Here is a 19552-nt window from a genome sequence, read left to right on the forward strand (position 1 = left end):
GTCAGAGGCTGCACCTCGACCCGCCGCCGCCGCGCCCGCCACACGAACACCGCCCCCGCCCCCAGCACCAGAGCGAACGGCCCGAACCACAGCAGCCAGGTCCCGGCCCGCACCGGCGGCTGGAACAGGACATAGTCGCCGTAACGCCGCACCAGATCCTGACGCACCGCCTGATCGCTCTTGCCCGCCGCGATCTCCTCGCGCACCAGACGGCGCATGTCGGCGGCGATGCCCGCCGGGCTGTCGGCGATGGATTCGTGCTGGCAGACGACGCAGCGGATGTCGCCGAACAGGGCCCGCGCCCGCGCCTCCTGCGCCGCGTCCGGCAGAGGCCGATCCGGCGCCGGGGGCGGTTCGGCCATGGCCGCGCCCGCCGCGAGAGCCATCGCCGCCGTCAGAGACGCCAGCCGTCTCACGCCTTGACCTCCGTCTTGCGCCGCGAACCCGCCCCGACCCGCAGCCGCCGATCCATCAGAGACAGCACCCCGCCCAGGGCCATGATCGCCGGGCCGAGGAAGATCAGCCGCGCCCACGGATTGTAATAGACCCGCACCGTCCAGGCCTGCTCGCCGTCCTCGGACCGCGCCCGCTCGCCCATGACCACATAGACGTCGTCCAGTCCGCGGAAATCGAGCCCGACCTCGGTCGTCGTCTGCCCGCCCGCCGGGAAGAAGCGGCGCTCGGCGGTGACGACGCGCTCGACCGCGCTCCCGTCGACCGGCATGACCGTCAGTCGCCCCTGCTCGGCCAGATAGTTCGGCCCCTCGATCACCTCGACCGCGTCCAGCCTCACCCGCCACGACCCCGACGACACCACGCCGCCCAGAGGCACGGCCGCAGCCGCCTCGGCCTTGAAGCTGGTCTCGACCACGGCCCCCAGGATGAAGACCCCCAGTCCCGCATGGGCCAGGGTCATGCCCCAGGCCCCCAGCGGCAGCCCCTTGGCGCGGCGCAGGGTCTCAGCCACCGGCGCCCGGAACGCCTTGGTGCGCACGCCGACCTCGGCCAGCGCCCCCAGGATCAGCCAGGCCCCCACGCCCAGTCCCGCCGCCGCCAGCGCCTTCTTCGGCTCGAACAGCAGGAAGGCCGCGAACGCCGCCACGACCGCGAGACCCGCCGCCAGCCACAGCCGCTGCAAGGCCCCCTTCAGGTCGCCGCGCTTCCACGCCAGCAGAGGCCCCGCGGGCAGGATCAGACAGGCGACCAGCAGAAGCGGGACAAAGGTGGCGTTGAAATAGGGCGGCCCCACCGAAATGGTCGCCCCCGAAAGCCCCTCGAGGATCAGCGGGTACAGGGTCCCCAGCAGCACCGTCGCCGCCGCCGCCGTCAGGAAGAGGTTGTTCAACACCAGCGCGCCTTCACGGCTGATCGGGGCGAATGCCGCGCCCGACCGGATGGCCGGGGCGCGGAAGGCGAACAGGATGAAGGCCGCGCCCGCCGCCACGCCCAGGATGGCCAACAGCATCATGCCCCGCTCGGGATCGACGGCGAAGGCGTGAACGCTGGTAAGCACGCCCGAGCGCACCAGAAACGCCCCCAGCATGGAGAAGGTGAAGGCCAGGATGGCGAGGAAGACCGTCCACCCCGCCAGCGCCCCGCGCCGCTCGGTGACGATAGCCGAGTGCAGCAGGGCCGCCCCCGCCAGCCACGGCATGAAGCTGGCGTTCTCGACCGGGTCCCAGAACCACCAGCCGCCCCAGCCCAGCTCATAATAGGCCCAGAAGGACCCGAGCAGGATGCCGACCGTCAGAAACGCCCACGACGCCAGCGCCCACGGCCGCACCCAGCGCCCCCAGGCCGGATCGACCCGCTTCTCGATCAGGGCGGCGACCGCCAGCGAGAAACAGACCGAAAACCCGACATAGCCCGCGTAGAGCAGCGGCGGATGGAAGGCGAGCGCCGGGTCCTGCAACAGGGGGTTCAGCGACGCGCCCTGCACCGGGGCCGGGTCCAGCCGCGTAAAAGGGTTCGACGTAAAGACGGCGAAGGCCAGGAACATCGTCGACAGCGCGCCCTGCACCGCCACGCTCGAGGTCTTCAGCCCGAACGGCAGGCCGCGCGCCAGCGCCAGCGCCCCGCCGAAGCCGGTCATGACCAGACACCACAGCACCAGCGACCCCTCGTGGCTGCCCCAGGCGGCGGCCACCTTGTAGAGCATGGGCTTGTCGGTGTGGCTGTTCATGGCCACGTTCGATACCGAGAAGTCCGACACGGCGAAGGCGTAGATCAGGGCCGCAAACGCCAAGGCCGTCGCCGCCGCCGAGGCGATCAGCGCCCCGCCCCCGGCCCCCGCCAGCACCGGGCTCAGCCTCAGCCGACCCGCCGTGGCCAGCACCGTGGTCAGCCCGGCCAGAACCAAGGCCAATATCAGCGCGAACGCCCCCAGTTCGACGATCACAGGCTGCGGCTCGCTTGGCTCGGGGGCGCTTCGCCCGTCTCGGGCCGCCACTCGCCCTTTTCCTTCAGACGGTCGGCGACCTCGCGCGGCATATAGGTCTCGTCATGCTTGGCCAGCACCTGGCTGGCTTCAAACACGCGGTCAGGGCGGAAGGCGCCCTGGGCCACGATCCCCTGCCCTTCGCGGAACAGATCGGGCAGATCGCCGTGATAGCTGACGGTCGAGGTTCCCACATTGTCGGTGACAACAAACACCACTATCCCGTCCGCGCCCTTGACCACGCTGCCGGCCTCGACCAGCCCGCCCAGACGGATCACCCGCCCGACCGGCGCGGCCGCCTCGGTCACTTCGGACGGCGAGAAGAAGTAGGTGACATTGTCCTTCATGGCCCACAGCGACAGGCCGACCGCCAGGGCCAGCACCGGCGCCGCCGCGGCCACGATCCACAGACGCCGCCGCGCCTTGGGCGATTTGGGAAGCCAGCTCATGTCAGGACATCACAGAAGGGTTGCGGCGCAGGCTCATCCGGCCCCGCCCAGTCTTTGTTGCAGGTCCGCCCGGCGCGGATCGTTCGGCTCCAGCGCCGCGATCAGCGGCCCCCAGACCGCCGCCGCCCCGGCCTTGTCGCCGCGCTTCAGCGCCGCCTCGCCCAGGAAGTAGCGCGCGCCCAGCTGATCGGGGTCGCGCTTCAAGGCCTCGACAAAGGCCGCCTCGGCGTCGCCGCCGACCGCGCCCTCATTGGCCCGCACCAGGCTCTCGCCCAGCCGCGCCCAGCTCTGGGCGTCGTCCGGCTTGATCGCCAGCGCCCGGCGGAAGGCCGAGGCCGCGCCGATGGGGTCGCCCGCCTCGAACCGGGCCGCGCCCAGCATGACCAGGGCCTGATGGTCGTCGGGCCGATCCTTGACGATGCGGCCGATGACCGCCGCCGCCTGCGCCGGCTCCAGCGTCTCGGGCGAAGAGGCCCAGTCCCGCACCCGCGTCTCATAGGCCTGATCCGCCATGCCCGGCGCGCCGATCCCCAGATAGAGCGCCAGCGACGCCGCCGCCGTCAGGCCGATCCCGCCCAGCACCCAGACCCGATCCTTTGATCCCGCCGTCGGCGCCCGCGCATCGCGACGCGCGGCCAGCAGCCGCCGCCCCGCCTCGGCTCGTGCGGCAGTCCAGCCCGCCTCGTCCAGCAGGCCGCGTGTCTTCAGCCGGTCCAGCTCAGCCAGTTCGCGCGCGCCAGCCTCGCGGTCGACCACAGCCTCGGCATCCGCCCCGCGCCGCGCGCCGGCCAACACCAGAAGCCCGGCCATCGCCGCCGCCAGTCCCGTCATGATCCAGAAGATCGTCATGCCCGCCCTCTAGCGGATCAGGCGCGCCGACGCGAGGCTCCCGAGGTCGCAGCCTCAACCGCGACGTTGGGCGGCGCACCGGCCACCGTCAGCCGCCGCCGCACCGTCCGCTGCGCCTCGCGCGCGCCGATCTGGCCCAGCAGTTCGGCGGTCAGGGCGATACGCTTGCGCGCGATCCCCTCGTCCGCCGCCTCGCCGTCGTTCAGCCGCTCGATGGCCTCGTCGGCCCAGGTCGCCAGCCGCCCGGTCAGGCCTTCCGCCGTCTGGCGCCGTTCCGCCTCGCAGCCGAACACCGCCGCCGGGCCGCGCACCAGACCGATCACCGCCAGCAGGGCCTTGGCCCGCGCCGCCGCCGCCGCATCGACCGGCTGATCCAGCCTTGGCGAAGGCCGGGTCATTCGTCCGACCAGGGCCGTGCGCTCGACCGGCAGGACGGCGACCGCCGCCCGCTCCGCCGCCGTGAACAGTTCCGACAGCCGCAGCGCGATCTTCAGCCGGGCCTGCCGTACCGCCTTGCCCCAGGCGCTGTCGCTGCGCAGCGGCAGGCTGACGTCGATCTCCGACAGGGTCTCGGCGCACCAGTCCAGATCGGCCTTCAGCGTCGCCGGGTCGGCGCCCTCGGCGGTCGGGTCAAAGGCCGTGGCCTGGGCCGCACGGTGCGCCAGCGCCGTCACCACCCGGTCGATGAAGGCCGCCAGCTCGCTCTCGCCCAAAAAGGTCTCGCGCCCCGCCACCGGCGTAGCGTGGGCCACGACCCTCAGCATCATCCGCGCGTCCGACAGATGGGCGAACAATATCTCCATCAGCCGCTCCGCCCCGTCCGGCGCGATGCTCGCCGCCTGCCGCAGGGCCAGCTTCAGCTCCGCCGTCGCCGCCGACCCCGGTCGGCCCATCCAGGCCTCCAGATGGTCCAGACAGCGCCGCGTCAGCCCGGCCAGATCGAAACAGGCGGCCAGTTCCGCGACCTGATCCGCCGTCGCCTCGGCCCACAGGCTCTCGCCCTGATCCCGCACCGCCGAGGCCGCGCTCAGGCACAACCGATCCGCCACCATGCGCGACAGCTCGTCGTCGCGATCCAGTTGCGGCAGCAGTTCCGGTTCATTGCGCGTGGCCAGCCGCCACAGCCGCGCCGGAACGCCGCTCGGAAAGCTCAGCCCCTCCAGCCCGTCGGCGCGCGGCCGGAACAACGGCGACAGCGGCGCAAAGGCCGCGTCGCGCCGACGCCGATCCAGCCCCTCCGCCTCGACCATGTCGCGCAGCGCCCACGCCCGATCCCCCGTCATCGCCGCCGCCAGCGCTTCCAGCTGGGACAGCAGATGATCCGGGCAAGCGGCGATCAGCTGGGCCAGAGCAGCCCTTTGCGCGACCGACAGGTCCGCCATCCACACTCCTCCGGCCAAACCGAATCCCGGCCACGGGACCAAGGGTGCGCCCTTCGGGTTAACAGGGGATTTTGCCGCGCCGCGAAGACGTTCAGACGTCCATTCGCTCGACCAGAGGACGCGCCTTCAGGGACTGGACGGCCCGCTTGATCGCGTCGAACACGGGCCCCGCCTCCTGCTCCATCTCGTCATAGGCGCGCTCGAACGCGCCATCCAGACTGTCCAGCAGGGCCAGCTGTTCGCGTCCCTTGTCCGTGATCGCGATCAAGCTCACCCGCTGGTCCTCAGGATCGGGCTGGCGCGTGACCAGTTCCAGCTTCACCAGCTTGGGGATCTTCTGCTGGATCAGCTGATGCGAGCGATCCAGCGCCCGCCCGAGATCGGCGACCGAGACCGGGCCCAAGGTCGCGATCGCCATCATCAGGGACGACGACTTGACCGGAATGACCAGACCGGCGCGCTTGAACACCTCGGCCGACTGCTGCTCGATCAGTTCGCTCAGCTGCTCGCTGAGACGGCCCAGATAGGTGCGGTTCAACTCGATCATTCGTCTGACGCCTCCTCAATCCAGGCGACGATAGCTTGTCGTCTCGCCAGACTTCTCCAGGCGCTCCAGTCCGGCGACGGCGCCGCGGACCCGCACCAGCCGGAAGCGGTAGTCATCCGTTCCCTGAACCGCAAACAGATCCTTGCCTATCGGATCGAGCGCCAGGACGAAGCGGTCCCGCCAGTGATAAGCTAGACCGCCCCGCGTGCGAACCAGCGTCCGCCCCTCATAGGCCCCGGCCGCCGCGTCCATATCCGCCGTGCTCGGCGCCTGACCCGCCAGCGCCAGCTCGACCGGAACCAGCGCCCATCTGGCGTCCGCGTCGCCGGCCTCCGCCCGGCTCTGCAGCAGGAATTTCTGCGCGACCAGCAGCGCGTCCGAGGCCGGGACCGCCAGATCGGGAGTCACGCCGACGCCCTCAAAGTCCTGCCCCTTGATCGGATCGCGGATCTGGCCGAACGGGACCTGCAACATGAAGCGGTCGTCGACCGGCACGCGGGTCACAGGATGCGCCCCGCCGGCGGTCTGCTCCCCGATCACGGTCGCCCGCCCCAGACGCTGCAACGAAAACGCCATCCACTCGGCGGCGGAAAACGACGTCGATCCGGTCAGAACCACGACGGGAATATCTCCCGAACGCCGCCCAGGCACGGCGGGCAGGCTCCACTGGCTTCGCGCCAACTGCACGCCCTTGTCATTGTAGTTGTAGTCGAAGAAGGCCTGATCCTTGCCCGCCGGATAGAGGTAGCTCATCAGGAACTGCGCCATCTCCAGCACCCCGCCGTTGTTGTAGCGCAGGTCGAAGATCAGCCCCTTGGCGCCTTCAGCGAACCGCATGGCCGCCGCCGCCGTCTCCTGGGCGAATTGCGGATCGGCGAAGAAGTCGAAGCGAACATAGGCCAGGTCCCCGTCCAGCCGACGCGCGTCACGAAATCCGAAATTGGCGCCGCGCTCCCGGTCACGCTGCGCCTGGGTGCTGGTCTCGCCGCCCGCCTTCGCCCGGCGGTCAGCGGCAACCTCCTCGGGATCAAAGGCCACCGAGAAATGCAGGTCCTCGCTCGCCTTGACCATCCCTTGCGACAGGGTCTCTGCAAACGCCCCGGCCTCGACCGGCCCAGCCTGCACCCGTCGCTCCAGCTCAGCCGATATGGCGGGGATGCGGTCAGGAAAGACGTAGTTCTGCTTCAGCGCCGTATCGAGGCGCGCCACCACCTCCCGCTGCGCCCCCTGATCCAGCGTCTGCGCCCCAACCGGCGCCGCCCCTATACCGAAGACCACCAGCAGCGAAAGGAAAGCGCGAGTCTTCATCATCGACCCCATCATGAAATATATTGCGCAATATGTTGTATAAATCGGCGATGTCAAACCCCCTTCGCCCGACCGAATAGCCCGTGCTGGGCAAGCGGAGACGGCGAGCCGCCGCGCTCAAACCGATCTGGGAAGGCAAGAACGGCGCCCTGCCCCTCAACGTATAAACGCAACACCAGAGCGAGGCGCCATGCCCTGTCCACTCGAACTGGCGTATGATTTGGCCGCCGCTCCCCCACCTAAAGGCTAATGTCCGCTGTCGGCGCCGAAGCCCAAGGCCGTAATCGCCCCTCTTCGGGCATTGAGGCTCACGGTTGGATTAAGCCTTCTACATCTGAACTTTGCTCGCTAAAGCCGCCAATAGCGCAGAACGGCGCTTTAGGATTTGACGGCTGTGGGCTGTCTTTAGTCGGGGTTCGGTCAGTGAATTTCAGTACGGCATCATGCAGGTCGGTCCCGTTCCGATTGGGAAGGCTGCTGACTATCATTCTGGCCGCTTCCTCGTTGACCGCCTGTGGGCCGAGGACGCTTCGCAGCTGGTTGTTTCCAGAAACCTACACGGTTTCGAGCACGATTGAGTTTCGGATGCCCAATGGTTCAGTGAGAACCCAAACGCAGCGCTATCGCTGCAAAATCATGGACACTACGGATGCCATTAACGGCAGCCTCGGGGTAGATTCGGTTGGTGATCGACACTGGCTCAAGTACCCGAACGGGTCTGTTCTAATTGTTGGGGCATTACAGCCCTGCCGTTGGACCACGACGCCTAAGCGAGGGCTCTATGAGAAGGAACCTATGGATGCCCCGTCAAACACAGGTTACCCAGGTTCGCTCGACACTGTGTTATTCGACAACGCCGATCACCCATTGCGGGCGGTTGTCTATTCCACTCAAGACCTGATCAAAAGCAGGACGATCATCTCGGGTTCGCCACTCGTTTTCACAGGCCGTCAGCCGTCGGCACCACGCCTGAAGAACACTTTCCCAGGTCTATACGATTTGGTTTTGACAGGCGGCGTTCGCGGTGGGAGCGGAGGGGAAAAAAGCAATCTCCTTCCCCAACATTTCAGCGGAGTGGTCGTCCGTGTCTTCAAACTGGATGATGGCTCCGACTGCGGGGCCGCGCCGGGGGGAGCAATCGTGGTGATCGGTCAAGAGAGCCCTTGCCGGGACGTCCGCACGAACTGCGCTACCGCTACCGCTACCGGAGACTTCGTCTGCGGACGCTACATCCGAAACCTCGATACGGCCTATGATGATCGCCTCGCGAACGTCCAGGTACTTCATGCGATGCCCGAAAATCCAGGTTTCAAGGCGCGCTACTTGTCCTCTGGTTTGATTATGGATCAAGCTGGCATACCTGAGTCCGAAAGGACGAAATCAGGGTGGCGACCTCGCATCTGCTACAAGACGTACTGCAGAATTGGAGGGGACTTTACGATTTACGACCGAGAGACCCATGAGGTCCTTACAGTTTGGGTCAACCAGATCAATTTCGACCCAAGTGATTTCACGCCCGATGTGAAAGGATACGTTGAGCATTAGGCCAACGCCCCTTTCCACCCTTGCCAGACCTTCAGCCCGACCGCTCACGGCGTAAACGGCGCTAGGCCTCCGCCGCCGGCAGCTCCAGCAGCACCTTCAGCCCGCCCATCTCGCTGTCGGCCAGGGTGACGCGCCCGCCATAGGCCCGCGTCAGGTCCTCGACGATGGACAGGCCCAGGCCGGTCCCCGGCGTGTCCTCGTCCATCCGCGCACCGCGTTTCAGGGCGGCGTCGCGCTGGTCGGCGGGCAGGCCCGGCCCGTCATCCTCGACCACGACGATCATCTGGCCGGGCACCGAGGCCCCGGCTGAAATCCGCACCCGGCGTTTGCACCACTTGGCGGCGTTCTCGATCAGGTTGCCGAAGATCTCCTGCAAATCCTGACGCTCGCCCAGGAAGGCCAGCTCGTCGGGCGCCCGCCAGTCGATCTCGACCCCCTTGGTCTCGAACACCCGCTCCAGCATGACCGCCAGCTCGTCCAGAACCTCGCCCACCGGGGTCCGCTCGCCCAGGCCGTGGGCGGCGCGGGCGGCGGCGCGGGCGCGGCGCAGGTGGTGATCGACCTGGTCCTGCATGACCCGGGTCTGCTTGCGCACCATGTCGGGCAGGACGCCCTCGCTCGTCCCCGCCTCGGCCAGCATGACCGCCAGCGGCGTCTTCAGCGCATGGGCCAGGTTGCCGACGTGGGTGCGCTGGCGCTCCACCGTCTCCTGATTGTGGGTCAGCAGCCGGTTGACCTGTTCGGCCAGGGGCTGGATCTCCAGCGGATAGACGCCCCCGACCCGGTGCGAGCGGCCCTTGCGCACGTCCGAAATCTCGTCGCGCAGGTCGAACAGGGGGCGCAGGCCCACCCGCACCTGGATGAAGACCGCCGAGACCAGACCCGCCCCCAGCAGCAGCATGGCCACCCAGGTCACGGTGGCGAACTGGCGCGTATCGGCGTCGATGTCGGAGCGGTCGATCCCGGCGAAGAAGACCACCGGCGCGGTGCGCCCTGGCAGCTGCTTCATGCTGGCGGCGATGCGCAACGGCTCGCCCTTGGGGCCGTCGTCGGCGTTGTAGCTGATGGTCTGGCCAAACGCCGCCTTCAGCCGCCCGCCCAGATCGGGCGCGTATTCCAGATCGGTCTGTCCCAGGGAGGCCGAGCGCGCCACCACCTGCAACTGCCCGTCCGGGCCCTGCTCGGCCACCATCCAGTATTTGCCGGACAGCAGGCGCTGGGTGCGCGCGTCCTGAATCTCGCCGACGAAGACCTCGCCCTCGGGCGTGATCGTCGCGGCGACCACCGCCTCGTCGATGGTGTCGCTCAGGGTGTTGCCCAGTCGCCGCAGCGCCGATTCCTGAAACACCGAGGTCAGCACAACCCCCGTAACCAGCAGGGCCACCAGAATCCAGGCCGAGGCCAGCCAGATCAGCCGCCGTGTCAGCGACTTTCCCGGACGGCCGAACCAGCGGCCCCATTCATTTTTCTCAGGCTTGGCGGGCGCTTCAGCCGCCCCAGCGTCGATCATCCGAAATCAGGCCGCGTCGCTCTCGCCGGCCAGCGGCGACAGGCGATAGCCCAGGCCCCGCACCGTCTCGATCCGGTCCGACCCGATCTTCTTCCGCAACCGCCCGACGAAGACCTCGATGGTGTTAGAGTCGCGGTCGAAGTCCTGATCATACAGGTGCTCGACCAGCTCGGTCCGGCTGATGACCCGGCCCTGATGCATCATCATATAGTGCAGCAGGCGGTACTCCAGCGAGGTCAGCCGCAGCGGCTCGCCGTTCACCGTCGCCCGCGCCGCGCGCGGGTCGAGCCTCAGACCGCCGCAGGTCGCCGCCGCATGGCCGGCCGAGCGCCGCAGCAGGGCGCGCAGGCGGGCCAGCAGTTCCTCGGTATGGAAGGGCTTGGTCAGATAGTCGTCGGCCCCGGCGTCAAAGCCCGCCACCTTGTCCGACCAGGCGCCGCGCGCCGTCAGGATCAGCACCGGCGTCGTCTTGCCCTCGCGGCGCCAGCGCTCCAGCACCGAAACGCCGTCGATCTTGGGCAAGCCCAGGTCCAGCACCACCACGTCATAGGGCTCGGTGTCGCCCAGGAACCAGGCCTCCTCGCCGTCTGGGGCGTGGTCGACGGCGTATCCGGCGTCGCCCAGGGCGGTCTTCAGCTGGCGCGACAGATCGACGTCGTCCTCGACAAGCAGCACCCGCATTCAGTCGTCTCCGCGAACCCGGCCGGACTGGCCGTCAACCTGTATGTCCGACACGCGACCGCCCGGATATTCCCAACGCACCACATAGTCGCCGCCGCGCTCCTGCACGCCCAGCATCCGGCCGGGACGGCCCGACTGGACGCGACGCGCGATGTCGCCGGGGTCGACGCGCGGCGAGGATCGAGGCGCCGAGCGGGGCGCATCGCGCAGCCCCTGACCCGGATAGTTCCGGGGCTGCTCGCGACGGTCGTCGTCGCGATCCCGGTCTCGACCGCGCGACTGGGCCGCCGCGTCCGCAACGGGGACGAGGGCGATCAGGCCGGCCAGCAGGAGGGCTCGAATACGCATCATGGTTCGATTTCTAGAAGACGGCCTCTGAACAGGGGCTGAACGCGCAGTCTATCGCTGTTCATCCGGACAAGGAACGCGCCGACGCGGATTCTCCGTCGCTGTCGCCCATAAGACCCACGGGAACGAACATGACGAAGTTCTCATGCTGATGAACGCTGTCTGAAACGCGCTGTTCAGATGCGGCTCAGCCGCCGGGTGGTCTCTTGGGGTCAACGCAGCCCATCCGGTTGCGACGATCCAAAGGAGCAAGACCATGAAGAAGCTGCTGATCCCCGCCCTGGCCGTCGCTGTCGCCTCGGCCGCCCTGCCCGCCGCCGCCCAGTCTTACGACCGCCACGGCCCCTCGCGCGGCCCGTCCTATGAGCAGAACTACAACGGCTGGAACGCCATCGCCCAGCGCAAGTACAACCTCGACCGCCGCATCGATCAGGGCGTCCGTACCCGCCAGCTCAGCTCCCGCGAGGCCTCGCGCCTGAAGGACGAACTGAACAGCCTGGTCCGTCTGGAGCGCCAGTATCAGCGCGGCGGCCTGACCCGCTGGGAACGCCAGGACCTGGACCGTCGCTATGACCGCCTGTCGGCCAAGGTCCGCTACGAGCGCAACGACCACAACGGCCGTCGCCACTAAGGGCTGAGCCAACCGGGGCCTCACCCCTCCCTGTCAGAGGCCCTGCCGAGGGGCGCGATCCGCAAGGGTCGCGCCCTTTTCGTATCCTCAGCCGTCATCCCGGAAGCCCGCAGGGCTATCCGGGACCGCAGGAAGCGCAGCGTCTTTGGCGGTCCCGGCTCTCCGCTACGCTTCGGCCGGGATGACGACCGAGATCAGCCCGGCTCCACCACCTCAACCTCCGGCCAGCGCCCGCGCGCATTGGCGATGACCCTGTCCCAGCCCTTGGCCAGCCCCCGCTCGGGATTGGGCCGGATGATCAGGTCGAACACGTCTTCCAGCCCGAACGGCGCGACCACGCTGATCGTATCGTCCTTCTCCAGCCGCACCCCCACGGCGAAGGCCGGCGCCACGAACCGCGCCGGCGCCTCATCCGTGCAGGCCAGCGCCTCATAGGGCTCGCCAAACTTCCCTTCGAACCAGATGTGGACCCGCGCCTGGTTCCTGACCTCGACCTGCTCGCGCACCGGCTCGTCAAAGGCCGCGGCGACGCGCTTGATCACCACATCCTCGGCGTCCCACGAGGTGTCGGGATCGAAATAGCCGATGTCGTAGTCCTTGATCCCATAGCCGGTCGCCCGCCCCGTCTGGGCGTTCCACACCGCCTGATAGACGGCCCCCGAAAACAGCCGCCAGTCCGGCAGGTCCAGGTCCCGCATCACGCTCAACACATGCATCAGGCCTGCGTCGGCGCGAACAATCTCGATCAGTCGGGTCTCTAAGGTCATGGCGCCGTCTGAAGGCGATTCCGAAAGCCCGCCAACCTCTTTCCTCCCCATGTCATGGGGAGGAAAAAGCTAGCGTCCCCGCAGCGGCCAGCCGTGATCCAGCGGCCCATGCCCCTGGCCCAGACCCGGCGCCCGGCGGATCGCCTCGGCGACATAGGCCCAGGCCTCGGCCACCGCGACCTGCAGCGGCAGGCCCTTGGCGATCCCCGCCGCGCAGGCGCTCGCCAGGGTGCAGCCGGTCCCATGGGTATGGCGCGTGTCGATGCGTTCGCTCTCCAGAACCGTTTCGCCGTCGCGGGTCAGCAGCAGGTCGATCACCGTCTCGCCCGGGACATGGCCGCCCTTCATCAGCACGGCCCGCGCGCCCATCTCCAACAGGGCCTCGCCCGCCCGGCGCTGGCCGTCCAGATCGGCGACCGCGATCCCGGTCAGGGCCTCGGCCTCGGGCGCATTGGGCGTCAGCAGCGCCGCGCGCGGCACCATCAGCCGCCGCACCGCCTCGACCGCGCGATCCTCCAGCAGGGGCGAACCGCCCTTGGCGATCATCACGGGGTCCACCACCGTCGGCACATTGTCAGCATAGTCGATCAGCCCCGCCACCGCCTCGACCACCTCGACCGAGCCCAGCATGCCCGTTTTCAGGGCGTCGGCGCCGATGTCGTCGAGCACGGCCTTGGCCTGGGCCTCGATCACGTCGATCGGCAGGGGATAGACCCCGTGAACCCCCAGGGTGTTCTGGATGGTGACAGCCGTGATGGCCGTGGCGGCGAACCCGCCCAGCATGGTCACCGCCTTGATGTCGGCCTGAACCCCCGCCCCGCCGCCGGAGTCCGACCCGGCGAGAATGAGAACCCGGCCTCTCTTTTGGTCCCTATCGTCTCCGACGCGGTCGGAGACTGCTTGAGGGGTCTTTGTTTCCCTATCGCCGCCCGCGCGGCGGTCGTCTGCTTGAGGGGTCATCAGTGCGCTCCCGAAAACAGCTTCAGCCCGACAATACCCGCCACGATCAGCAGGATGCACACCGCCCGCACCGCCGTCGCCGGCTCGCCATAGACGGCGACGCCCACCACGGCCGCGCCCACGGCGCCGATCCCGGTCCACACCGCATAGGCCGTCCCCACCGGCAGCTTTTGCGTGGCGATCCACAGCCCCACCATGCTGGCGATCAGGGCCAGCACCACGCCCAGCGACAGCAGCGGCCGCTGCACGCCGACATACTTGATGCCCGAGGCCCACATGACCTCGAACAGGCCCGCCACCACGAGCACCAACCACGGATTCAATGACATCAGCCAGGACATGTCGGCTGCATGACCCAAGCCCGCCACAGAGGCAACGCCCTTTACATTGACATATAACTATATAGTCGATAGACGATATTAATGAACCTCGCCCTGCAAGCCCTGTCCGAACCGCACCGCATGGCCATCATCGCCATGCTGGCCGACGGCGAACGCCCCGCCGGGGACTTCGTCGACGCCCTGCCCATCAGCCAGCCGACCGTATCCAAACACCTGTCGGTGCTGCGCGAGGCGGGCCTGGTCACGGTGCGCAAGGACGCCCAGCGGCGCCTCTATCGCCTCAACCCCGCACCCCTGGCCCAACTGGACGCCTGGCTGCAGCCCTATCGCCGCTTCTGGGTCGACCGCCTCGACGCCCTTGAAAACCACCTCGACAAGGAGTTTCCGCAATGACCGACACGCTGACCCCGACACCGGACTTGGCCAAGGATCAGGGCCGATGGCATGAGATCGACGGCGGCTACGAAATCCGTTTCGAGCGCCGGTTGCGCCATTCGCCGCAGCGCGTCTGGGCCGCCCTGACGACGCCGCAGGGCCTCGCCTGCTGGCTGGCCGAGGCCGTGATCGACCCTCGCCCCGGCGGTCACATGGACCTGAACTTCCGCCAGCCCGCGACCGAGAAATTCCCCGACACCCCAGAAGTCCGCCGACAGGCCAATGAGGTCCTGGTCTTCCAGCCCTTCACCCGCTTCGAGCACACCTTCGGCGGCGCCGACTCGGTCGTCTCCTGGCGGCTGACGCCCGACGGCGACGGCACCTGCCTGACCCTGATCCACCGCATGCCGCGCGACTGGGAATCCAACATCGCCAACACCCTGGCCGGCTGGCATCATCACATGGAGGGGCTGGGTGACGCCGCCCGCAGCGCGGCCCATCCGTGGCGCTGGCCCCGCTGGACCGCCCTGCGCGACGCCTATGCGGCGGCGGTCGCCGGAAAACCGGAGACCTGACATGACCACCACGCCCTTCCTGATGTTCCAGAACGGCCAGTGCGCCCCAGCCCTGGACTTCTACGTCGCCACCCTGCCCGAGACCCGCATCCTGTCGAGCCAGCTCTATCCCCCCGGAACGCCCGGCGGCGACGGCCTGATCATGATGGCCCGCCTCTTGATCGAGGGATTGGAGGTCCTGGCCAACGACAGCACTATCCGCCACGCCTTCGACTTCACCCCGTCGATGTCGCTGTTCCGCCTCTGCCGCGACGAGGCCGAGGTCGACCGCCTCGCCGCCGCCCTGTCACAAGACGGCGCCGTCCTGATGCCCCCCGGCCACTACGGCTTCAGCCGCCGTTTCGCCTGGGTCAATGACCGCTTCGGCGTCTCCTGGCAGCTGAACCTGGAGTAGGTCAGCAGGCGGCGTTCGCCACCGCCGCCTGTAGCTTCAGCGCCTGCACCGTCTCGCGCACGTCGTGGACGCGGACCATCCGCGCCCCGCGCCGTGCCCCCTCCAGCGCCAGAGCCAGCGACCCGCCCAGCCGGTCGCCGGCTTCCACCGCCGTCGCGTCCACGCCCTGAATTATGCGCTTGCGGCTGGCGGCGTAGAGCACCGGAAAGCCCAGATCGACCAGGGCCTCCAGCCGCGCCGTCAGCGTCAGGTTGTGGTCCGTCGTCTTGGCGAAGCCGATGCCGGGGTCCAGCCAGATCTTATCGCGCGCCACCCCTGCGGCCATCGCCGCCTCGGCCCGCGCCGCCAGACGGGCGACCACCTCGGCTGTCACGTCGTCATAGCGCGGGTCGTCCTGCATGGTCTTGGGCGCCCCCTTCATGTGCATCAGCACTACGGCGCACCCCAGCTCGGCGGCGGTCGCCAGACTGTCGGGATCATGCATCAGCGCCGTCACGTCATTCCACATGGTCGCGCCAGCCGCGACCGCCGCCCGCGCCACCCCCGGCTTCATGGTGTCGATGCTGATCATCCCGCCCCAGCGCGCCCGCAGCGCCGAGATCAGCGGCAGGGTGCGCAGGATCTCCTGATCCTCGCTGACCGGCTCGGACCCCGGTCGCGTGCTCTCGCCGCCGATGTCCAGAACGTCTGCACCCTGTTCGATCAGCCGCATTGCATGGGCCAGCGCCGCCTCCTGCGTCGCCAGCCGCCCGCCGTCGGAAAAACTGTCGGGCGTCACATTGACGATGCCCATGACACGGGTCGTTTGATGCGCCATCGTCACTCCATGATCACGAATATTCTCGATCGCCGAACCAACCTGCACCTGTGGCGAACGATCGACGCCGTAGCAGAAGCCACCTGGCACGATAATCACAATCCCGATGTCGAAGGGACGCACGACAACGCTAATCCCGCTGCCTCAGTCGAACTTGGCGACACATATGCAGTTCGCACCTCCATTTCGGTCGCGGATGCCATCGTCTGGGCACAGGGCTTTGCTGATGAAGTGACCCTCTACCTCTATCACGCAGGCGCCTACGATGCGGACGAGGGCTAGCGGCAAACGCCCCCTCACCAAAACGTGCGGCTAACTGCGACAAGAACTCCCGGGGCGCCGGTTTGACTTTCCGCGCGCTGAGGCCCAGCCTCTACCCACTATGGAACGTTTCGTCAGCCAGGCTCGACGCCTCACCCACGCAGGTCGCCGCGTCGAAGGCCTTTAACCCGTAGCGGCCAGCTTGCTGTCGTCCGCTACGGGGCGCGTTGCTTCGCTTTTTCCCTAGTCTTCACCAATCAGGATCGCGTTCGCCCCATCGGCGCCCGCGAACACGCATGTCATGACCCATCGTCAAGACGATCCCCAGGACGTCGCTGCGCCCACGCGCGGGGCCGACATCATTCCCTTCAGGCGCCCCGCGACGCCGCCGCCCACGCCCTCGCCCGAGCCCGCGCCCCCCTATGACGACATAGGCGACGAGAGCGACGACGACGACGGCCCCTCGGCCGCCTGACCCCTTCTTCCCTTTCTTCACATCGAGAATCGACATGACCACCGCCAAGACCCGCGGCCGCCCTCCGGCCCTGCCCGCCATCATCCTCAGCCAGGAGGATTTCGACGCCCTGGACCGCCTGGTCGGCGACCTGCCGGGCACGGGCCCCGCCGGCCTGCTGCAACAGGAGCTGGACCGCGCCAAGGTCTGCAAGGCCGTCGACCTGCCCAAGGGCGCTGTCGGCCTGAATCGCTGGCTGCACTACGCCGATGAACGCCACCCCGAGGTCCGCCGCGTCCAGCTGGTCCTGCCGCACCAGGCCGACATCGACGCCGGGCGCGTCTCGATCCTGTCGCACGTCGGCGCGGGCCTGATCGGCCTGACCGAAGGCCAGTCGATCAACTGGCCCGACCCGACCGGCGCCGTGCGCAAACTGACCCCCGTCCTGGTGGAAGACGCCGACCCGATCGAGTCCGCCCCCCACTGAAAGACGCTGCGCTGGTAAAACCCTTCTCCCCTTGTGGGAGAAGGTGGCTCGCGAAGCGAGACGGATGAGGGGTGTCGGCGCGCCCCTCTCCGGTGGCCCTCAGCCCTTCCGCCCGATCAACCCGCCCAGCGCCTCCAGATAGGCCGCAAACGCCGTCCGCCCCTCGGGCGTGATGGCGATCCGGGTCAGGGGCTTGTTGTTCACGAAGCTCTTGCTGATGGCGACATAGCCCGCCTCTTCCAGCTTCTTCAGGTGGACCGACAGATTGCCCTGGGTCGCCTCCAGCACCGTCTTCAGCTCGGTGAAGTCCGCCGCTTCGACATCGGCCAGATAGACCATGATCCCCAGCCGCATGCGGCCGTGGATGACCTCGTCGATCCGTCCAAAGTCGTCCGCCAGTCCCATGGCGTCAGGCGGCCCTGACGCTCGCGCGCGCGTCGCGGAACATGACCCAGCCCGGCAGGGCGAACAGCAGGAACAGGGCCAGGGTGCACACCCCCAGATAGGCCATCGGCTGGCGCACCAGCACGCCCAGGGCCACCGCCGTCACCCATCCGCCCAGCGACACCGCCAGCATCCAGCCCTTCTTCTTCAGCACCCAGGCCACATACCAGGCCGCCGCCTGAAGGGCGAAGACGATGGCGGCGTAATAGAGCCAGACGGCGAAATCCTGATCCCGCACCGCCCCGACAGCAAAGACGATGACCACCGCCGCATTGGCCATGCCCGTGGCGTTGAAGGCGGCGTTCATGACCCGCGTCGCCAGCGGTCCCCGGTTGGACGGCCCGGCCTTGCGGTCCTTCAGGATGGCCCAGGTCAGCACCGCCAGAAAGGCCGTGGTGATGCCGACTACGAAGATCAGATTGGCCAGATCGGGCCAGCGGATCAGCCCGACCACCTGGCCTATGTGGAACAGGCACTGCAGGCCGTACAGCAGCCCCCCCGCCAGATAGCAGATGGCGAGGGTCATGGGCGGCCGCCCGCTCCCCTCCACGATGGAGCGCATGAAGGCGAGGTCGGCTTCGGGCGTGCGGGACTTGTCGGTCATCGGGTGATTCCTGGCGCGACGCGGCTGCCCCCTTCGGATGGACGCAGCCGCCAAGGTTGGCAAGCTATTCGGCGGCGACCGGCACGCTGACGCGCGCCCGACGCCAGGGCGTGCGCCGCCCGTTCAGCCAGCGCCCCATGACGCCGTGACGCACCATCAGCTCATAGCTGGCCAGCGACACGGCCATGACGCCGACCACGACGACGGCCAGCTTGATCGGCCAGACCATGGCCCAGTCCTGCACCACCACCTGCGCCGCCATCACCAGCGGCAGATGGACGATGTAGATCCAGTAGGAGGCGTCGGCCAGATAACGCCGCAGCGCGCTATGTCCCGACCAGAACTTCAAGGCCAGTCCGACCACGGCGAACATGGAGGCATAGGTCGCCACGCCAAAGGCCGCCGCCGTCATGGCCTTGGCCGCCGGCTCGGTCATCGGCGTCAACACCGGCGTCGGCCCGCCCGACAGCATCAGCGCCGTCGTCCCGGCCCCCAGCGCCAGCCCCAGATAGACCGGCGTCCAGCCTTCGATCTTCGCCAGCAGGTCGCGACGGCGATCCAGCAGCACCCCCATGCCAAAGGACAGACCAAAGCCGACCAGGGCCGAGGTTTCGGGAACCAGCCCCGCATCCGGCGTCGGAATGCCGAAGAAGGCGATCCAGTTCGGCTCCAGCCACAGGGCCAGGGCCAGGGGCGCGCCCAACACCAAAGGCCCCCACGGCCCGATCAGCCCGCCCGCCATTCGGTCCAGACCACGCCCCAGAGCGCCCGCCTGGTCCAACCGGCTGAGGACGGCCTGCCCGATCACCAGGGCCGCATAGAACCACAGCAGCACCCACAGGAACCACAGATGGGTCAGCGGGATATTGGTCCAGTCATAGGTCGGCGGCGGCGGCGCATCCGCCGCCGTCAGACCGTGCAGCGAGGCGTTCCACACCAGCACCGCCACGATCCCCGCCATCACCGGCCCCCAGAAGGCCGCCAGGGGCGCCGCGATGCGGATCAGCCGGTTCTTGATGAAGCCCGCCATCCCGCGCCGCTTCAGCATCATGTGGCCGAACAGGCCCGCGATCAGGAAGAAGCTCGCCATGCGGAACAGATGGATGACGAAGAAAAGGCTGTTGGCCCAGACCGAGGTCTGGTCGTCGCCCACGATCCATATCTGGCTCGGAAAGAAGGACAGGGCCCCATGCAGCACCACCCCCAGCAGCAGGGCCGCGCCCCGCAGCCCGTCCAGTCCGTGAAGCCGTTCGCCTTGGTCGAATGCGGATGCCGTCATGGCGCCCTCCTGTTTCGGATAACGCCATATCTCACAGACTAGTCTAAATTACAGACTAGTCTGTGAGAGTTGCAAAGCCCTCCCCCTCAAGGGGGGAGGGTTGGGTG

The 19552-nt window shown here is 68.2% G+C and carries 25 protein-coding genes; 8 read left to right on the top strand and 17 right to left on the bottom strand.

Annotation, left to right across the window (positions count from 1 at the left end; all coding sequences use genetic code 11):
• The 7 genes from HX774_RS01705 to HX774_RS01735 form a co-directional block, all read right to left on the bottom strand.
• Positions 1 to 416, bottom strand: a 416-nt coding sequence (locus HX774_RS01705) for a cytochrome c-type biogenesis protein (RefSeq protein ID WP_178823700.1), incomplete at its 3' end; no start/stop codon positions are given.
• Entirely contained in the window at positions 413 to 2398 is a 1986-nt protein-coding gene (locus tag HX774_RS01710; RefSeq protein ID WP_178823702.1) for a heme lyase CcmF/NrfE family subunit, read from the bottom strand. The genes HX774_RS01705 and HX774_RS01710, both read right to left, overlap by 4 nt.
• Entirely contained in the window at positions 2395 to 2886 is a 492-nt protein-coding gene (gene ccmE / locus HX774_RS01715; protein WP_178823704.1) for a cytochrome c maturation protein CcmE, read from the bottom strand. The genes HX774_RS01710 and ccmE overlap by 4 nt, the downstream gene beginning before the upstream one ends.
• Positions 2887 to 2919: 33 nt before the next feature.
• On the bottom strand, positions 2920 to 3735 hold the full coding sequence (ccmI, locus tag HX774_RS01720; protein ID WP_178823706.1) for a c-type cytochrome biogenesis protein CcmI: 816 nt from the start codon (positions 3733 to 3735) through the stop codon (positions 2920 to 2922).
• Positions 3736 to 3752: 17 nt separating this feature from the next.
• Positions 3753 to 5117 carry a hypothetical protein gene (locus tag HX774_RS01725; protein ID WP_178823708.1) on the bottom strand — a complete coding sequence of 455 codons (1365 nt, stop codon included), beginning with the start codon at positions 5115 to 5117 and terminating at the stop codon, positions 3753 to 3755.
• Between the two features lie 91 nt (positions 5118 to 5208).
• The gene (locus HX774_RS01730; RefSeq protein ID WP_114818591.1) at positions 5209 to 5664 is read right to left on the bottom strand and encodes a MarR family winged helix-turn-helix transcriptional regulator; all 456 of its coding nucleotides are present in this window, start codon (positions 5662 to 5664) and stop codon (positions 5209 to 5211) included.
• 15 nt (positions 5665 to 5679) lie between these two features.
• On the bottom strand, positions 5680 to 6972 hold the full coding sequence (locus tag HX774_RS01735; RefSeq protein WP_178823710.1) for a S41 family peptidase: 1293 nt from the start codon (positions 6970 to 6972) through the stop codon (positions 5680 to 5682).
• 795 nt (positions 6973 to 7767) lie between these two features.
• On the opposite strand from HX774_RS01735, the gene HX774_RS01740 reads away from it, so the two are divergent.
• A complete protein-coding gene (locus tag HX774_RS01740) occupies positions 7768 to 8517 on the top strand; it encodes a hypothetical protein (RefSeq protein ID WP_178823712.1) in 750 nt (249 codons plus the stop codon).
• A 61-nt stretch (positions 8518 to 8578) separates the two neighbouring features.
• Here HX774_RS01740 and HX774_RS01745 read toward each other — a convergent pair whose 3' ends face one another.
• From HX774_RS01745 to HX774_RS01755, 3 genes are read right to left on the bottom strand one after another with little or no spacing between them, the layout of a single operon-like run.
• Complete coding sequence (locus HX774_RS01745; protein ID WP_114818692.1) at positions 8579 to 10027, bottom strand: sensor histidine kinase; 1449 nt, start codon at positions 10025 to 10027, stop codon at positions 8579 to 8581.
• Positions 10028 to 10033: 6 nt separating this feature from the next.
• Positions 10034 to 10708: a response regulator transcription factor gene (locus HX774_RS01750; protein ID WP_178823714.1), complete on the bottom strand. Its 675-nt coding sequence runs from the start codon at positions 10706 to 10708 to the stop codon at positions 10034 to 10036.
• Entirely contained in the window at positions 10709 to 11059 is a 351-nt protein-coding gene (locus tag HX774_RS01755; RefSeq protein ID WP_178823716.1) for a hypothetical protein, read from the bottom strand. It abuts the gene before it with no gap.
• Between the two features lie 253 nt (positions 11060 to 11312).
• On the opposite strand from HX774_RS01755, the gene HX774_RS01760 reads away from it, so the two are divergent.
• Complete coding sequence (locus HX774_RS01760; RefSeq protein WP_178823718.1) at positions 11313 to 11687, top strand: hypothetical protein; 375 nt, start codon at positions 11313 to 11315, stop codon at positions 11685 to 11687.
• Positions 11688 to 11881: 194 nt separating this feature from the next.
• Here HX774_RS01760 and HX774_RS01765 read toward each other — a convergent pair whose 3' ends face one another.
• The 3 genes from HX774_RS01765 to HX774_RS01775 all read right to left on the bottom strand — a co-directional run bounded on the left by HX774_RS01765 (position 11882) and on the right by HX774_RS01775 (position 13755).
• The gene (locus HX774_RS01765; protein WP_178823720.1) at positions 11882 to 12454 is read right to left on the bottom strand and encodes a nucleotidyltransferase family protein; all 573 of its coding nucleotides are present in this window, start codon (positions 12452 to 12454) and stop codon (positions 11882 to 11884) included.
• A 69-nt stretch (positions 12455 to 12523) separates the two neighbouring features.
• The gene (gene thiD / locus HX774_RS01770; RefSeq protein WP_255499889.1) at positions 12524 to 13414 is read right to left on the bottom strand and encodes a bifunctional hydroxymethylpyrimidine kinase/phosphomethylpyrimidine kinase; all 891 of its coding nucleotides are present in this window, start codon (positions 13412 to 13414) and stop codon (positions 12524 to 12526) included.
• Positions 13414 to 13755, bottom strand: a complete 342-nt coding sequence (locus tag HX774_RS01775) for a multidrug efflux SMR transporter (RefSeq protein WP_178823722.1) — start codon at positions 13753 to 13755, stop codon at positions 13414 to 13416. Before HX774_RS01775 ends, thiD begins: the two co-directional genes overlap by 1 nt.
• Positions 13756 to 13836: 81 nt before the next feature.
• Between HX774_RS01775 and HX774_RS01780 the strand changes: the two genes are divergently transcribed.
• Genes HX774_RS01780 through HX774_RS01790 form a run of 3 tightly spaced genes read left to right on the top strand, consistent with a single transcriptional unit; the run spans position 13837 to position 15099 of the window.
• Complete coding sequence (locus HX774_RS01780; RefSeq protein WP_178823724.1) at positions 13837 to 14148, top strand: helix-turn-helix transcriptional regulator; 312 nt, start codon at positions 13837 to 13839, stop codon at positions 14146 to 14148.
• Positions 14145 to 14705: an SRPBCC family protein gene (locus tag HX774_RS01785; RefSeq protein ID WP_178823726.1), complete on the top strand. Its 561-nt coding sequence runs from the start codon at positions 14145 to 14147 to the stop codon at positions 14703 to 14705. Before HX774_RS01780 ends, HX774_RS01785 begins: the two co-directional genes overlap by 4 nt.
• Before the next feature lies 1 nt (position 14706).
• The gene (locus HX774_RS01790) at positions 14707 to 15099 is read left to right on the top strand and encodes a VOC family protein (RefSeq protein WP_178823728.1); all 393 of its coding nucleotides are present in this window, start codon (positions 14707 to 14709) and stop codon (positions 15097 to 15099) included.
• Between the two features lies 1 nt (position 15100).
• Here HX774_RS01790 and folP read toward each other — a convergent pair whose 3' ends face one another.
• Positions 15101 to 15916 (bottom strand): dihydropteroate synthase, encoded by an 816-nt coding sequence (folP, locus tag HX774_RS01795; RefSeq protein WP_255499891.1) that lies wholly within the window; start codon positions 15914 to 15916, stop codon positions 15101 to 15103.
• On the opposite strand from folP, the gene HX774_RS01800 reads away from it, so the two are divergent.
• The 3 genes from HX774_RS01800 to HX774_RS01810 all read left to right on the top strand — a co-directional run bounded on the left by HX774_RS01800 (position 15908) and on the right by HX774_RS01810 (position 17118).
• Positions 15908 to 16198, top strand: coding sequence for a hypothetical protein (locus HX774_RS01800; protein ID WP_178823730.1), 291 nt, complete (start codon positions 15908 to 15910; stop codon positions 16196 to 16198). The two genes, folP and HX774_RS01800, sit on opposite strands and share 9 nt — an antisense overlap.
• Before the next feature lie 280 nt (positions 16199 to 16478).
• Positions 16479 to 16652 carry a hypothetical protein gene (locus tag HX774_RS01805; RefSeq protein ID WP_162790716.1) on the top strand — a complete coding sequence of 58 codons (174 nt, stop codon included), beginning with the start codon at positions 16479 to 16481 and terminating at the stop codon, positions 16650 to 16652.
• Between the two features lie 34 nt (positions 16653 to 16686).
• Positions 16687 to 17118 (top strand): GreA/GreB family elongation factor, encoded by a 432-nt coding sequence (locus HX774_RS01810; protein ID WP_178823732.1) that lies wholly within the window; start codon positions 16687 to 16689, stop codon positions 17116 to 17118.
• A 99-nt stretch (positions 17119 to 17217) separates the two neighbouring features.
• Here HX774_RS01810 and HX774_RS01815 read toward each other — a convergent pair whose 3' ends face one another.
• From HX774_RS01815 to HX774_RS01825, 3 genes are all read right to left on the bottom strand, one after another.
• Positions 17218 to 17523, bottom strand: coding sequence for a transcriptional regulator (locus HX774_RS01815; RefSeq protein WP_114818680.1), 306 nt, complete (start codon positions 17521 to 17523; stop codon positions 17218 to 17220).
• Positions 17524 to 17527: 4 nt separating this feature from the next.
• On the bottom strand, positions 17528 to 18166 hold the full coding sequence (locus HX774_RS20255) for a hypothetical protein (protein WP_178823734.1): 639 nt from the start codon (positions 18164 to 18166) through the stop codon (positions 17528 to 17530).
• A 64-nt stretch (positions 18167 to 18230) separates the two neighbouring features.
• On the bottom strand, positions 18231 to 19445 hold the full coding sequence (locus tag HX774_RS01825) for an acyltransferase family protein (RefSeq protein WP_178823735.1): 1215 nt from the start codon (positions 19443 to 19445) through the stop codon (positions 18231 to 18233).
• Positions 19446 to 19552 lie beyond the last annotated feature (107 nt).

The sequence above is a fragment of the Brevundimonas sp. P7753 genome (assembly GCF_013386595.1).
GTDB lineage: Bacteria > Pseudomonadota > Alphaproteobacteria > Caulobacterales > Caulobacteraceae > Brevundimonas > Brevundimonas bullata.

Coding starts and splice junctions, on each gene's coding strand:
- ccmE (WP_178823704.1), bottom strand. CDS start 2,886: ATGAGCTGGCTTCCCAAATCGCCCAAGGCGCGGCGGCGTCTGTGGATC.
- ccmI (WP_178823706.1), bottom strand. CDS start 3,735: ATGACGATCTTCTGGATCATGACGGGACTGGCGGCGGCGATGGCCGGG.
- HX774_RS01725 (WP_178823708.1), bottom strand. CDS start 5,117: ATGGCGGACCTGTCGGTCGCGCAAAGGGCTGCTCTGGCCCAGCTGATC.
- HX774_RS01730 (WP_114818591.1), bottom strand. CDS start 5,664: ATGATCGAGTTGAACCGCACCTATCTGGGCCGTCTCAGCGAGCAGCTG.
- HX774_RS01735 (WP_178823710.1), bottom strand. CDS start 6,972: ATGAAGACTCGCGCTTTCCTTTCGCTGCTGGTGGTCTTCGGTATAGGG.
- HX774_RS01740 (WP_178823712.1), top strand. CDS start 7,768: ATGGATGCCCCGTCAAACACAGGTTACCCAGGTTCGCTCGACACTGTG.
- HX774_RS01745 (WP_114818692.1), bottom strand. CDS start 10,027: ATGATCGACGCTGGGGCGGCTGAAGCGCCCGCCAAGCCTGAGAAAAAT.
- HX774_RS01750 (WP_178823714.1), bottom strand. CDS start 10,708: ATGCGGGTGCTGCTTGTCGAGGACGACGTCGATCTGTCGCGCCAGCTG.
- HX774_RS01755 (WP_178823716.1), bottom strand. CDS start 11,059: ATGATGCGTATTCGAGCCCTCCTGCTGGCCGGCCTGATCGCCCTCGTC.
- HX774_RS01760 (WP_178823718.1), top strand. CDS start 11,313: ATGAAGAAGCTGCTGATCCCCGCCCTGGCCGTCGCTGTCGCCTCGGCC.
- HX774_RS01765 (WP_178823720.1), bottom strand. CDS start 12,454: ATGACCTTAGAGACCCGACTGATCGAGATTGTTCGCGCCGACGCAGGC.
- thiD (WP_255499889.1), bottom strand. CDS start 13,414: ATGACCCCTCAAGCAGACGACCGCCGCGCGGGCGGCGATAGGGAAACA.
- HX774_RS01775 (WP_178823722.1), bottom strand. CDS start 13,755: ATGTCCTGGCTGATGTCATTGAATCCGTGGTTGGTGCTCGTGGTGGCG.
- HX774_RS01780 (WP_178823724.1), top strand. CDS start 13,837: ATGAACCTCGCCCTGCAAGCCCTGTCCGAACCGCACCGCATGGCCATC.
- HX774_RS01785 (WP_178823726.1), top strand. CDS start 14,145: ATGACCGACACGCTGACCCCGACACCGGACTTGGCCAAGGATCAGGGC.
- HX774_RS01790 (WP_178823728.1), top strand. CDS start 14,707: ATGACCACCACGCCCTTCCTGATGTTCCAGAACGGCCAGTGCGCCCCA.
- HX774_RS01800 (WP_178823730.1), top strand. CDS start 15,908: ATGCGCCATCGTCACTCCATGATCACGAATATTCTCGATCGCCGAACC.
- folP (WP_255499891.1), bottom strand. CDS start 15,916: ATGGCGCATCAAACGACCCGTGTCATGGGCATCGTCAATGTGACGCCC.
- HX774_RS01805 (WP_162790716.1), top strand. CDS start 16,479: ATGACCCATCGTCAAGACGATCCCCAGGACGTCGCTGCGCCCACGCGC.
- HX774_RS01810 (WP_178823732.1), top strand. CDS start 16,687: ATGACCACCGCCAAGACCCGCGGCCGCCCTCCGGCCCTGCCCGCCATC.
- HX774_RS01815 (WP_114818680.1), bottom strand. CDS start 17,523: ATGGGACTGGCGGACGACTTTGGACGGATCGACGAGGTCATCCACGGC.
- HX774_RS20255 (WP_178823734.1), bottom strand. CDS start 18,166: ATGACCGACAAGTCCCGCACGCCCGAAGCCGACCTCGCCTTCATGCGC.
- HX774_RS01825 (WP_178823735.1), bottom strand. CDS start 19,445: ATGACGGCATCCGCATTCGACCAAGGCGAACGGCTTCACGGACTGGAC.